A 13570-nucleotide genomic window follows, 5' to 3' on the forward strand; every position below is an offset into this window, starting at 1 on the left:
GCTATCACTCTGATGAGTTGATTCAACTGCGACTTTGTTGCAACTGCGCAAGCCATTACTTGTTCCAAGTGTCGTCAGACCTTCTTTCAAGTGATGCTTGCCATTTGCTAACAAGTTGCTGACTCAGCTTCTCTAAATAAGGAAATGGAGGGAATTCCTTTTGATCGATGTAAATAAATTCGAAAGTATGCAAATAGGGCTTGCTTCACCAGAAAAGATCAGAAGTTGGTCTTATGGGGAAGTTAAAAAACCCGAAACAATTAACTACCGTACATTAAAACCCGAACGTGAAGGGTTATTCTGTGAACGCATTTTTGGTCCAACCAAAGACTGGGAATGTGCTTGTGGTAAATATAAACGTATCCGTTATAAAGGTATTGTCTGTGACCGTTGTGGCGTTGAAGTCACTCGTTCAAAAGTACGTCGTGAACGTATGGGACATATTGAATTAGCCGCACCAGTTTCACATATCTGGTACTTTAAAGGAATTCCATCTCGGATGGGTCTTGTTTTAGACATGAGCCCTCGTGCATTGGAAGAAGTCATTTATTTTGCTTCATACGTTGTCATCGAACCAGGTGACACAACATTAGAGAAAAAACAATTGTTAACGGAACGCGAATATCGTGAAAAACGTGAACAATATGGCCAAGCCTTCAAAGCTGCTATGGGTGCCGAAGCCGTGAAACAATTATTAGATAACGTTGATTTAGATGGCGAAGTTGCGCAATTAAAAGAAGAATTAAAAACAGCTTCTGGTCAAAAGCGGACACGTGCCATCCGTCGTTTAGACATCTTAGAAGCCTTCCGTGCCTCTGGTAACCAACCAAGCTGGATGGTAATGGATGTTATCCCAGTTATTCCACCAGATTTACGTCCGATGGTTCAATTGGAAGGTGGTCGTTTTGCAACAAGTGACTTAAACGACTTATACCGCCGTGTTATCAACCGTAACAACCGTCTAAAACGTTTATTAGACTTAAATGCACCAAGCATCATTGTTCAAAACGAAAAACGGATGTTACAAGAAGCGGTCGATGCTTTAATCGATAATGGTCGTCGTGGCCGTCCAGTTACTGGACCAGGTAACCGTCCATTGAAATCTCTTTCTCACATGTTGAAAGGGAAACAAGGTCGTTTCCGTCAAAACTTACTAGGTAAACGTGTTGACTATTCTGGTCGTTCCGTAATCGTCGTTGGTCCGTTCTTAAAAATGTACCAATGTGGTTTACCAAAAGAAATGGCGATTGAATTATTCAAACCATTTGTAATGCGTGAATTAGTACAACGTGAAATTGCGACAAACATTAAAAATGCGAAACGTAAAATCGAACGTGGCGAAGATGAAGTTTGGGATATCTTAGAAGAAGTTATCCAAGAACACCCAGTTTTACTTAACCGGGCACCTACGTTGCATAGATTAGGGATCCAAGCTTTCGAACCTGTTCTTGTAGAAGGTCGTGCGATCCGTCTTCACCCATTAGTGTGTGAAGCCTACAATGCCGATTTTGATGGAGACCAAATGGCGGTTCACGTGCCTCTAAACGAAGAAGCACAAGCAGAAGCTCGTATGTTAATGCTTGCTGCCCAAAATATCTTGAACCCGAAAGATGGTAAACCAGTTGTTACACCATCTCAAGATATGGTCTTAGGTAACTACTACCTAACAATGGAAGAAGAAGGCCGTGAAGGGGAAGGCATGATCTTCCGCGACATGAACGAAGCTGTTTTAGCATGGCAAAATGGCTACGTGCATTTACACTCACGTATTGGGGTTCAAACAACACTTTTAGGTGACAAACCATTTACTGATTGGCAAAAAGAACGAATCTTAATCACCACAGTTGGTAAGATCATCTTTAACGAAATCATGCCTGTTGAGTTCCCTTACTTGAACGAACCAACAGACTATAACTTAACTGTTCAAACACCAGATAAATACTTCGTAGAAGCTGGTACAGACATTCCTGCACACATTAAAGAGCAAGAATTAGTTTTACCATTCAAGAAGAAAAATCTTGGAAATATCATTGCTGAAGTCTTCAAGAGATTCCACATTACGGAAACCTCTAAAATGCTTGATCGCATGAAAGACTTAGGTTACAAACACTCAACTTATGCTGGGATGACGGTAGGGATTGCCGATATCATGGTTCTTCATGAAAAACAAGCAATCATTGACGCTGCCCACAAACAAGTTGAAACAATTACTAAACAATTCCGTCGTGGTTTAATTACTGATGACGAACGTTATGAACGTGTAATCGGCGTTTGGAACGGTGCCAAAGACGAAATCCAACAAAAACTGATCGAAAGTATGGAAGCTCGTAACCCAATCTTCATGATGTCTGACTCTGGAGCCCGTGGTAACATCTCCAACTTTACACAGTTAGCTGGTATGCGTGGTTTGATGGCCGCTCCGAATGGACGAATCATGGAATTACCAATCATCTCAAACTTCCGTGAAGGACTTTCTGTCTTAGAAATGTTTATCTCAACTCACGGAGCTCGTAAAGGGATGACCGATACGGCCTTGAAGACAGCCGATTCAGGTTACTTAACACGTCGTTTAGTTGACGTTGCCCAAGACGTAATCATTCGTGAAGACGACTGTGGCACTGACCGTGGTCTTGAAATCGAAGCCATTCGTGAAGGTAACGAAATTATCGAACCATTAGACGAACGTCTATTAGGTCGTTATACACGTAAATCAGTTGTTCATCCAGAAACTGGTGCAATCATCATTGGTGCGGATCAATTAATCACTGAAGATCTTGCCAGAGAAATCGTGGACGCTGGTATTGAAAAAGTAACCATCCGTTCTGTCTTTACATGTAACACAAAACATGGTGTATGTAAGCACTGTTACGGACGTAACTTGGCAACTGGTTCTGACGTTGAAGTCGGAGAAGCAGTTGGTACAATCGCCGCTCAATCAATCGGGGAACCTGGTACACAGTTAACCATGCGTACGTTCCATACCGGTGGGGTTGCCGGTGACGATATCACTCAAGGTTTACCTCGTATCCAAGAAATCTTTGAAGCACGTAATCCGAAAGGGCAAGCAGTGATTACAGAAGTAACTGGTGAAGTTATCGATATTTCTGAAGATCCTGCCACACGTCAAAAAGAAGTAACCATCAAAGGAAAAACAGATACACGTACCTATACTGTCCCTTACACTGCACGTATGAAAGTTGCTGAAGGCGACATCATCCACCGTGGTGCACCGTTGACAGAAGGTTCAATTGATCCAAAACAATTATTACAAGTTCGTGATGTTTTATCTGTTGAAAACTACCTATTACGTGAAGTACAACGTGTTTACCGTATGCAAGGGGTAGAAATCGGCGACAAACATATCGAAGTAATGGTTCGTCAAATGTTACGTAAAATCCGCGTAATGGATCCAGGTGACACTGAAATCCTTCCAGGAACATTAATGGACATCGCAGAATTTAAAGACCGTAACTACGACACATTAGTTGCTGGTGGCGTCCCTGCTACTAGTCGTCCAGTCTTACTTGGTATTACCAAAGCGTCATTGGAAACAAACAGCTTCTTATCTGCTGCATCCTTCCAAGAAACAACACGCGTGTTAACAGATGCTGCTATCCGTGGCAAAAAAGATCCATTACTTGGATTGAAAGAAAATGTTATCATTGGTAAAATCATCCCAGCTGGTACTGGTATGGCTCGTTACCGTAACATGGAACCAAAAGAAGTTGGCGTAGCTAGCGAAAACGTTTATAGTATTTCAGACATCGAAGCACAAATGGCTGCTGAAGATGCGATGAAAAACATCAATAAATAAACCCTAAAAAGCCGTAAGGAGCATGCTCCTTGCGGCTTTTTTTATTTGCTATAACCAACTGATTGTGAGTAAACCCAAACTTAAAAAGGGGACAAAAGGAAGTTTCTGTTCAACTGGATACCCCAAAAATTTACAACTGTAGCCATAGATTAGGCCATAACTACTGGCAAAAAATAGTAGCATCAGCAACTGAGGTACCTGTAAAAAACAGCCCCACAAACCCAGTAACAAAAGATCTCCTCGCCCCATGGCTTCCGGAAAATAGTGTAAGACGGCTCGGAAAAAACAAAAACAAAAAAGACCAGTCAGTAAGTAAAACGAATGCTGACCCGCCACTTTCAGCAAGCAAAGCACAAAAAAACTAGGATAAAGAATCTTCGGTTCAACCACTAAATACCAGTAATCAATCAAGGATAATGTGAAAGCACTCGTCAGCCACCACCAGAGAATCAAAGCATCAATCGTCAGGCCAGCTGAAAAACAGCTTGCGGTTAAGCCGCCCATGACAAGTTCTGCTAAAAGATAACTCTTAGCTACTGGCTGTTGACACTTTCGACAACGAAAGCGCTGCAGCAAAATCGAAACAACTGGAATTAATTCATAGAGTTGTAGAGGCTGGTGGCAACCTTGACAGTGGGAAGAGGGCCACCACAAAGAACGCCCTACTGGTAAGCGCTCCGCCACTAAGCATAAAAAAGAACCGAAACAGGCACCAATCAAAAAGAGACTCAAGAAAAACATAGGTTACCTCCTTAAAAATAAACTACGCTTTTTTTAAACTTTTTCATTTGACTAGACAAATCTTTTTTTGTTAGGAATAATAAAAGAAACAAGAAATGAGGGAATCAAATGGAAAAATTAGCGATTGGTGTCGACGTTGGCACCACGCAAGCCAAAGCAGTGGCTTTTCAAGCAAATGGCACAGTCGTAGCTTCTAGCTATGTGCGTTATCCATTAATTCAAGAGACTGAAGGAATGGCGGAGCAAGACCCAGAAACGCTGTTCCAAGCTGTGGTGAACTGTATTCGAACCGTCACACAGCAAGTGAAGAATCAACCAATTGGGCTCATTTCTTTTGCTTCAGCGATGCATGGCTTAATTGCCATGGATGCGCAAGGACGCCCATTGACCCAAGTGATTACTTGGGCTGACACACGAGCATCTGATTATGCGGAAGCGTTAAAAGAAACGCCAGCGGCCCAATTGTTTTATCAATTGACAGGCATGCCAGTTCATCCAATGGCACCTTTGTACAAGATTCGCTGGCTGCAGGAAAATCAGCCAGCCGTTGCGCAGAGCGCGGCCAAGTTTATTGGGATTAAGGACTACATTTTTTACCGTTTCTTTGGCGAATACTGGACAGATTATAGTAGTGCTTCAGGAATGGGTTTATTTAATATTCACACGCGGCAATGGGAATCGTCGATTTTAGCGTATTTATCTATTGAGGAGGAACAGTTGCCAAAAGTTGCCCCGTCAACGTTCATTTTTCCAGCGTTAGCGCCTTCTTGGCAAGAGATGCTTGGTGTTGAGGAGGAAACGGTTTTAGTTCTTGGTGGCGCGGATGGCCCGTTGTCTAATTTAGGTTTGGGAGCGCTAGGAACGGGTGTAGCGACTTTGACCGTTGGTACGAGCGGCGCACTTCGGTATATTGTCGAGGAACCTTTTTTGCATCCGCAAGGTGAAACGTTTTGTTTTGCTCTAGATGAACAGCACTGGGTGATTGGTGGCGCAAGTAGTAATGGTGCAGTTGCATTAGATTGGGCGAGCCAAACGATTTTTGCAGAAGAACGTCAGCAAGCTATTCAAAACGGGACCAATATCTATGACCCAATTATGGCCAAAATTGCAACCGTGCCAGCTGGGGCAAATGGCTTACTGTTTCATCCTTATTTGCTAGGTGAACGAGCACCACTGTGGAATGCAGAGGCGAGCGCAAGTTTTATTGGCTTGCGCAAAAATCACCATGCCGGACATTTAGCTCGAGCGGTGGTGGAAGGAATCTGTTTCAATTTAAAAACCATTTTAGAAGATTTGAAACAACTCGGTGGACCCGTTCAGGAGATTCGAGCGACAGGCGGCTTTGCTGATTCCCCTGTGTTCCGTCAAATCATGGCTGATGTTCTGGGAGAAACGTTATCGTTCACTGATAGTACCGAAGCTTCGGCATTAGGCGCTGTTTTGCTAGGCTGGCAAGGCTTAGGGCAGTTACCAAATTTGCAAGCAGCGGCGCAACAGGTGCTGATTCATGAAACGGTCACGCCACGAGCGGATCAATTGCTAGTTTATCAAGAACTGTATCCTGTTTTTCAAGAAACCCAACAAGTTTTAGCACAAAGTTATCAAAAATTAGCAGAATTCCGCAAATAATCGATAGTAAATAGCTTTGACAAATGGCTGAGAAGTTGCTTAACTAGAAGAGAGACGAAGACTTGAGGAAATGAGGATGAGGAATGAAGAAACAGCTACTACCACTATTTCTGTTATTCATTGGGGCGTTAGCAAGCTGCAGTGCACCGTCTCGTTCCGGCGAAAAAGCAGCGCAACAGTTGGTAGATTACTTTATTTATCAAGAAAAGACAGCGACATTCTCTCAAACTTTTCGTGAACCGAAAGTCTTGGCGGAGCATTTGCAGACGAGCCGTCAACAGTTCCAGAAGCAGTTTTTCAATAGCTTAAAAGAAATGAACGCTGAAGTCACCGAGACCGAAGCCCAGAAGCTTAGCGCAGAATTACTGGCTCAAGTGAAGAAAAAAGCGTCATATCAACTAGTAGCCACGAAAGAATTGAAAGGGCAAGCGACAATCACTTTTCAGATTAAGGGCTTAGATTTTGTAACGGCGATTGAAGATACAACCACTGCTCTTCTTCAGCAAACGCAACAGGCAACACAAGCGCTAGACATGCAGCACACGTTAGCCGTTTTAAAAAAAGAAATCCAACAAATCAATGTCAGCCATGAGCCAGTTGAACTGCCATTAACGGTTAAGCAAGTAGAAGGGCAATGGTACTTGCCGGCAGCGGAGCAACTGAGACTGAATCAGTTTTTTTTAGCTTTCGTCACAGGAAAAGAAGATACTGACCAGTTGACGGAGGCACTCGACACGATCCTCACTCAAGCGGAACAAAAAGTCGTCACTGCGGATGAAAAAACAGCGATTTCAGGAAATTAATTAGATTCTTAATTGTAATTATTATAATTTGATAACAATTTTAAAAAAGAAAGGTTTTCAGTGTACTTTTTTCACAATTCATATTACACTAAGAGTGTAGAAATAATATTTAGGAGGATGACAAAGAATGAAATTTGAAAAAACAAAAGAAATTTTGAACCAACTCGTTGCAGATTTAAGCCAATTTTCCGTGGTAATTCATCAAACACATTGGTATATGCGTGGACCTGAATTTTTAACACTTCACCCACAAATGGATGAATACATGGATCAAATCAATGAGCAATTAGATGTTGTTTCAGAACGTTTAATCACATTGGACGGCTCTCCATTCTCAACATTGCGTGAATTCGCAGAAAATACAAAAATTGAAGATGAAATTGGTAACTGGGACCGCACCATTCCAGAACGTATGGAAAAATTAGTAGCAGGCTACCGTTACTTAGCAGACCTTTACGCAAAAGGAATCGAAGTTTCTGGTGAAGAAGGCGACGACTGCACACAAGACATTTTCATCGCAAACAAAACAGACATCGAAAAAAATATTTGGATGTTACAAGCCAAACTTGGCAAAGCGCCTGGTATTGACGCATAATTTAAAACAACTCCCAAAGCCGCTGACGTTGACGTTGGCGGTTTTTTCTGTTTAAAAGGCACAAAAAAATAAGTAAAAATCTATTTTCTGAAAGCGCAGAAAAACATTGACTTTATCAGTGATTGAAGGTAAAATATTAAATGGTATTGTTTGCCCCACAATGAGCCCCGGAAACTCAAGTGTATGTCAAACATCGAAAACAAAATTGGAGGAAAGAAACGTGCGTACAACATATATGGCCAAAGCTGGCGAAGTAGAACGTAAATGGTACGTAGTAGATGCAACAGATGTTCCTTTAGGACGTCTATCAGCAGTTGTTGCTTCTGTACTACGTGGTAAAAATAAACCAACATTCACACCACATGTGGATACTGGAGATTTCGTAATCGTAATTAACGCTGATAAAGTAAAATTAACAGGTAAAAAAGCTACAGACAAAATTTACTACCGTCACTCAATGTATCCTGGAGGATTAAAATCAGTGACTGCTGGTGAATTACGCGACAAAAACTCTCGCCGTCTTATCGAAACTTCTGTAAAAGGTATGCTACCTAAAAACACTTTAGGACGTAAACAATTTACTAAATTGAACGTATACGGTGGAGCTGAGCATCCACATGCTGCACAACAACCAGAAGTATTAGATATCACGAACTTAATTTAAGGAGGGAAATTCATTGGCACAAGTACAATATAGCGGCACAGGCCGTCGTAAAAATGCAGTTGCCCGCGTACGCTTAGTACCAGGTACTGGTAAAATTACTGTAAACAAAAAAGACGTAGAAGAATATATTCCACATGCTGACTTGCGTGAAGTTATCAACCAACCATTTGGCGTAACTGAAACAAAAGGCGCTTACGATGTAATCGTAAACGTAAACGGTGGTGGCTATGCTGGACAATCAGGAGCTATCCGTCACGGAATCGCTCGTGCATTGTTACAAGTAGATCCTGACTTCCGTTCTGCTTTAAAACGCGCTGGGTTACTTACTCGTGACGCACGTATGGTTGAACGTAAAAAACCAGGTCTTAAGAAAGCTCGTAAAGCTTCTCAATTCTCAAAACGTTAATTATTTGGAGTCGTTGCGAACATGTTCGCTTACCAATCAATTACAATGTTTCAAGACACTTTCTCGCAATGAGAAAGTGTCTTTTTTATCAATCTCTCTAACCCAACCCTCTCCAATAAATGGTATCATTAAGTAATGAAACATAACCATAAAAAATAACGAATATCGGAGGCAGAAAATGAGTAGTGTGGTTTGTCAAAGTTGTGGGGCGAATGCGTTTAGATGGTACGATACCGCTGATCAAGTGGTGGAATGTAAGTATTGTCATTCCAAGCAAGCTTTTATAAAAGGTATGGGCGTCGAGTCAGCCATAAAAGTTGTTGGGGGAAAAGAAGAAGCGGAGACGGATTCTGAATACCAAGAACGGATTATTCATCAATTTGGTTTGAAAGATCAAGTGATTGAAGTGAAGAATTATTCATTAATCGATATTCCGTTAACATTTGTTGTTTGGTTGTATTTAGATATTTTATTAGGAGCGTTGTTTATCTGTGGTGGCTTTCTATCTAAAAACTATCGGGCTTGGTACGCCAATTTACTTCGTTGGCACTTTTGTGGTTGGCGGTATACAAAGTCAGCGACTGAAAAAGAGAAGGCAAGTCAACGGATTAGAGGCAGTCTGTTGATTAAATGGCTACTTCAAGAGGACCCCGACAAAACGAAAAAATTAATAATGGTTGGCGTGTCCATTTTGTTCACTTTCTTGTTCGTTTACACTACAGGAAACAGCGCTGCCTAAACGAAATATTTATTGAAACACTTTCTGTTGATAGAAAGTGTTTTTTTATACCATTAATGGAGTAAGTGAGTATTTCAGTGTTTCGTCAATGTTTTTCTATATTCATTAGGAGAGAGTGTATAGAGAGCTGAAAAATTTTTATAAAATTGGCTTACGTTTGAAATACCAACATTTTGAGAGATTTCAGCGATTGATAATTCTGAATAACGCAATAATTGTATCGCATTTTTCATCCTTTGTTCTGTTTGAATTTCTTTAAAGGTTTTATTGAAAGTCTGTTTGATTAACTGAGATAAATATTTTGGATGGTAATTAAATAATAATGCGGTTTCCTTTAATGTACAGGTGCGAGCATTTTTTTCTATATAATCGATAATTTCTAACATATGGCTGGTTTTATTGCTAATAGGGGCAACTTTCTTTGTGGAATTCTTCTGATAATCACGGATAAGCTGAATAAAAATTAATGAAAAGAGTGCTTCTATCGCATGTTTACTAAAAGTATCATTTTGGAAATATTCACAAATTAGTTGATTGAGAAAAGCAATTGTATTCTTATGGTTATTCTGAAAAATCATATAGCCGTCATGGTGGTTATTTTCAGTAATTGCTGAAAATAAAAAAGTACTTAAAATGCTTGTTTCACCTAAGCCCATAATAAATGCTCGTGAAAAAAAGTCATTGCTTAGACTAATATTAAAGACAATATCTTTTTCACTTAGTCTGCCTTTTGAGCGAAGAACATGCCGATCAACAATGCATAAATCTCCTTCTTTTAGTAATACCTCGGTTCCGTTTACTTGATAATGACAGCTTCCAGAATAGACATAATTAAGATTTAAATTAGTATGTACATGTAATGGTACATCTGTGAATCGCGAATCTCTTCTAATTTCAATAAGGTTTTGTTTTAAATTTGGTAATTGAAACTGATAGACTTCTTGATCATGTAACAGAATTTTGTCTAGTTGTTCATAAATAGGGCTATGATAATTGGGATCCTCTAAATAATGGTGTTCGCTGTGGGTTAACAGAAATAAGTCTGATGGGAGTTGATTTAACAATTTTATCACCTTACCTTTTGTTATCAATGTTCTGGAAAACGATTATTGAAAGCGTTTTTTATAATTGTATAATTCAAGTATAACTAGTGATTGATATTTGTACAAGTATTGAAATACAAGTTGAATAGGAGGGTTATTGATGGATGTTCAAAAATTATGTCAAAGCATTTTGTCAAACATAGGCGGAGCCAAAAATGTGAAAAGTGTTACTCATTGTGCAACTCGCTTGCGTTTAACGTTAAATGATGAAGAGAAAATACAGCAAGAGTCTATAAATGATTTAGACGGCGTAATGGGCAGTATTGTTACCGGAGGACAATATCAAATAATTATTGGTCAAAGTGTCGGAACTGTTTATGCACACTTTACTCAGTTGCTGTCAACTGAGTCTGAAAGTGATCTGAGTCATCAAGAAATGGCCGAGCCAAGTGAACCATCAAAAAAAGGGATTATTCCACAAGTATTAGATACAATTACAGGTATTTTTACACCGCTGTTACCTGCAATCACCGCTGCAGCAATGATAAAAACAGTACTGGTGCTTTTAGATTTGTTCCATTTAATTGATCCTGCAGGTGGTACTTATCAAATTTTGACATTTGCTGGCGATACTGCTTTTTATTTTATGCCTGTTTTAGTTGCTTATTCTGCCTCAATAAAGTTTCGTTTGAATCCTTATTTAGGAACAATTATTGGCATGCTACTGCTACATCCGACCTTTGTTTCATTGGTAAGTGAAGGTAAACCATTAAAGATGTTTGGCTTTTTACCAATTACGTTAGCTAATTATAGTTCAACTGTGATTCCAATTATCTTAATTATATGGGTAGCTTCCTATGTGGATCGTTATGTCGAACGTTTTTGTCCTGAGTCAGTAAAGTTTTTCTTGCGGCCATTAGTGACATTTTTTATTATGATTCCTTTAGCTTTGGGAATTATTGGTCCATTAGGAAGTTGGGTTGGACAAGGATTAGGAATTGTCTTAAATTTAGTTCAAAATTATGCTGTTTGGGTGCTACCATTTATTTTTGGTGCGTTATCGCCAGTCTTCATTATGACTGGGATGCATTATGCGGTAACAATTCCTCTCGTTTTACAATCTATCAGTTCCAATGGATTTGATATGTTAGGGATTGGGTTTTTAGTTTCTAATTTCGCTCAAGCAGGCGCAGCAATTGCTGTAGGTCGCTTTGCAAAGAGTCAGAAAGTACGAGGGTTGGCTTTTTCTTCAGGATTTACTGCACTGTTAGGAATTACCGAACCAGCTTTGTATGGCGTGAATTTAAAATATAAAAAACCGTTTTTAGCAGTGATTATTGCTGGTGCAATGAGTGGTTTACTTGCGGGCTTCCTGAATGTTAAGCGAATGACTTTTGCGCCAACAGGAATTACGACATTGCCTATTTTTATTGATCCAACGAATCAATGGAATTTTATTTTTGCAATTGTCTGTGCAGTGGCTAGTTTTATTTTAGCTTTTATTATAACGAGCGGTCTGGTTTATAAGGACCAGTATTTACGTAATGAATTGGAGGAAAAGTAAAATGACTTACACATTTTCAAAGGATTTTTTATGGGGCGGGGCTATTTCGAGTGGTCAAGCAGATGGTGGTTATTTAGAAGATGGCAAAGGTGTGGATACACAATCGATGCGTTACTTTGACCCTAACTGGAACCGTGAAGAACGGAATCGAAACAGAGATATTAATATGACCAGTGAGCGTTTCGAGCAAGCGCTAGTTGCAGAAGGCGATCGCAATTATCCCTTTAGAAGAGGGATTGATTTTTATCATAGATATAAAGAGGATTTAGCGTTGTTTGAAGAAATGGGGATGAATATTTTCCGAACATCCATTGATTGGTCGCGCATTTATCCAAATGGAGATGACGAGAGACCTAATGAAGCAGGAATACAATTTTATATTGATCTATTTACTGAATGCAAAAAAAGAGGAATGAAAGTCTTTGCTACAATGCTTCACTATGGGATTCCAGTTAATTTAGTGACCAAATATGGTGGTTGGAAAAGTAGAAAGACAATTGATTTTTTTGAAGTCTATGCACGTACATTGTTTGAGCGTTTAGGTGATTTAGTGGACTATTGGTTACCTTTTAATGAAATTAACTGTAATAGATTTAATCCATACAATGGGTGTGCCGTTATTGAAGATCAAGAAGAAAACTATAACCAAAGTATTTTTCAAGCAGGACATAATCAGTTCGTGGCAAATGCAAGAGCAATTAAAGCTGCAAAAGAAATACTAGGCGAACCAATGATTGGTGGAATGATTGCACGATTTACAACATATCCTGCGACCTGTAAGCCAGAAGATGTAATGCAAAGCATTTTGGATGAGAACTATAAGAATTATTTTTATACGGATGTTTTGGCAAGAGGAAAATATCCTAGCTATACAAAGCGAATGTTTGATGAGTTAGGAATTACGATAGAAGTCGCTCCTGGAGATTTAGAATTATTAGCAGAGAATAAAGTAAACTTCCTATCATTTTCGTACTATATGTCAATGATAACTAGTGTCAGTCCTGATTATGAAATTACCAGCGGAAACTTACTAAGTGGAATGAAAAATCCTTACTTAGAAACAAGTGACTGGGGATGGCAAATTGATCCAATTGGTTTGAGAATTTCTCTAAACGAGATGTATGATCGCTATCAATTGCCGCTGTTTATTGCTGAAAATGGGTTAGGTGCTTATGATCAAGTAGAAGAGGATGGCGCAATTCATGATCCTTATCGGATTGACTATTTAGAAAAGCATTTACAACAAATGAGTGAAGCAATTGCTGATGGTGTAGAGCTTTTAGGCTATACTATGTGGGGAATCATCGATATCATTTCATGTGGAACCATTGAAATGTCTAAACGGTATGGTGTTATTTACGTGGATAGTGATGATGCAGGGAATGGAACGCTTGAAAGAAGTAAAAAAGATTCATTTCATTGGTATAAAGAGGTTATTTCTACAAATGGAGAAAGTTTGAATCGGTGATTTGCTGTTAGTGAAGAAAAATAAAAAGGGCATCTATTGAGATCCTTTAGTAAAAAGAGCTTGGGCCATAAGTCGCAATAACTTACGGCCCAAGCTCTTTCCCA

General features: G+C 39.6%; 11 protein-coding genes. 9 read left to right on the forward strand and 2 right to left on the reverse strand.

Annotated features, from left to right (window positions below; translation table 11 throughout):
- The first annotated feature begins 160 nt into the window (after nucleotides 1–160).
- A complete protein-coding gene (gene rpoC, locus IGI97_RS01315) occupies nucleotides 161–3814 on the forward strand; it encodes a DNA-directed RNA polymerase subunit beta' (RefSeq protein WP_002354777.1) in 3654 nt (1217 codons plus the stop codon).
- A 48-nt stretch (nucleotides 3815–3862) separates the two neighbouring features.
- Here the strand turns inward: rpoC and IGI97_RS01320 are convergent, their stop codons facing one another.
- Nucleotides 3863–4555: a prepilin peptidase gene (locus IGI97_RS01320; protein ID WP_438737835.1), complete on the reverse strand. Its 693-nt coding sequence runs from the start codon at nucleotides 4553–4555 to the stop codon at nucleotides 3863–3865.
- Nucleotides 4556–4663: 108 nt separating this feature from the next.
- Between IGI97_RS01320 and IGI97_RS01325 the strand changes: the two genes are divergently transcribed.
- The 6 genes from IGI97_RS01325 to IGI97_RS01350 all read left to right on the forward strand — a co-directional run bounded on the left by IGI97_RS01325 (nucleotide 4664) and on the right by IGI97_RS01350 (nucleotide 9391).
- On the forward strand, nucleotides 4664–6184 hold the full coding sequence (locus IGI97_RS01325) for a gluconokinase (protein ID WP_438737837.1): 1521 nt from the start codon (nucleotides 4664–4666) through the stop codon (nucleotides 6182–6184).
- Nucleotides 6185–6267: 83 nt separating this feature from the next.
- A complete protein-coding gene (locus IGI97_RS01330; RefSeq protein ID WP_263306261.1) occupies nucleotides 6268–6987 on the forward strand; it encodes a DUF5105 domain-containing protein in 720 nt (239 codons plus the stop codon).
- 127 nt (nucleotides 6988–7114) lie between these two features.
- Complete coding sequence (locus IGI97_RS01335) at nucleotides 7115–7582, forward strand: Dps family protein (RefSeq protein ID WP_002354782.1); 468 nt, start codon at nucleotides 7115–7117, stop codon at nucleotides 7580–7582.
- Nucleotides 7583–7817: 235 nt separating this feature from the next.
- Complete coding sequence (gene rplM, locus IGI97_RS01340; RefSeq protein ID WP_048670019.1) at nucleotides 7818–8246, forward strand: 50S ribosomal protein L13; 429 nt, start codon at nucleotides 7818–7820, stop codon at nucleotides 8244–8246.
- 13 nt (nucleotides 8247–8259) lie between these two features.
- Complete coding sequence (gene rpsI, locus IGI97_RS01345; protein WP_002354786.1) at nucleotides 8260–8652, forward strand: 30S ribosomal protein S9; 393 nt, start codon at nucleotides 8260–8262, stop codon at nucleotides 8650–8652.
- Nucleotides 8653–8830: 178 nt separating this feature from the next.
- Nucleotides 8831–9391, forward strand: coding sequence for a hypothetical protein (locus tag IGI97_RS01350; protein WP_010817722.1), 561 nt, complete (start codon nucleotides 8831–8833; stop codon nucleotides 9389–9391).
- Between the two features lie 74 nt (nucleotides 9392–9465).
- On the opposite strand, the gene IGI97_RS01355 is transcribed toward IGI97_RS01350, so the two are convergent.
- On the reverse strand, nucleotides 9466–10464 hold the full coding sequence (locus tag IGI97_RS01355; RefSeq protein WP_002396794.1) for an AraC family transcriptional regulator: 999 nt from the start codon (nucleotides 10462–10464) through the stop codon (nucleotides 9466–9468).
- Nucleotides 10465–10594: 130 nt separating this feature from the next.
- Between IGI97_RS01355 and IGI97_RS01360 the strand changes: the two genes are divergently transcribed.
- Both IGI97_RS01360 and IGI97_RS01365 read left to right on the forward strand, forming a co-directional pair.
- Entirely contained in the window at nucleotides 10595–11998 is a 1404-nt protein-coding gene (locus tag IGI97_RS01360) for a PTS transporter subunit EIIC (RefSeq protein WP_104859534.1), read from the forward strand.
- A 1-nt stretch (nucleotide 11999) separates the two neighbouring features.
- Nucleotides 12000–13466 carry a glycoside hydrolase family 1 protein gene (locus IGI97_RS01365; RefSeq protein ID WP_438737840.1) on the forward strand — a complete coding sequence of 489 codons (1467 nt, stop codon included), beginning with the start codon at nucleotides 12000–12002 and terminating at the stop codon, nucleotides 13464–13466.
- The last annotated feature ends 104 nt before the right edge of the window (nucleotides 13467–13570 follow it).

It is taken from the genome of Enterococcus sp. DIV2419 (genome assembly GCF_051711865.1).
GTDB classification, from domain to species: Bacteria; Bacillota; Bacilli; order Lactobacillales; family Enterococcaceae; genus Enterococcus; species Enterococcus faecalis.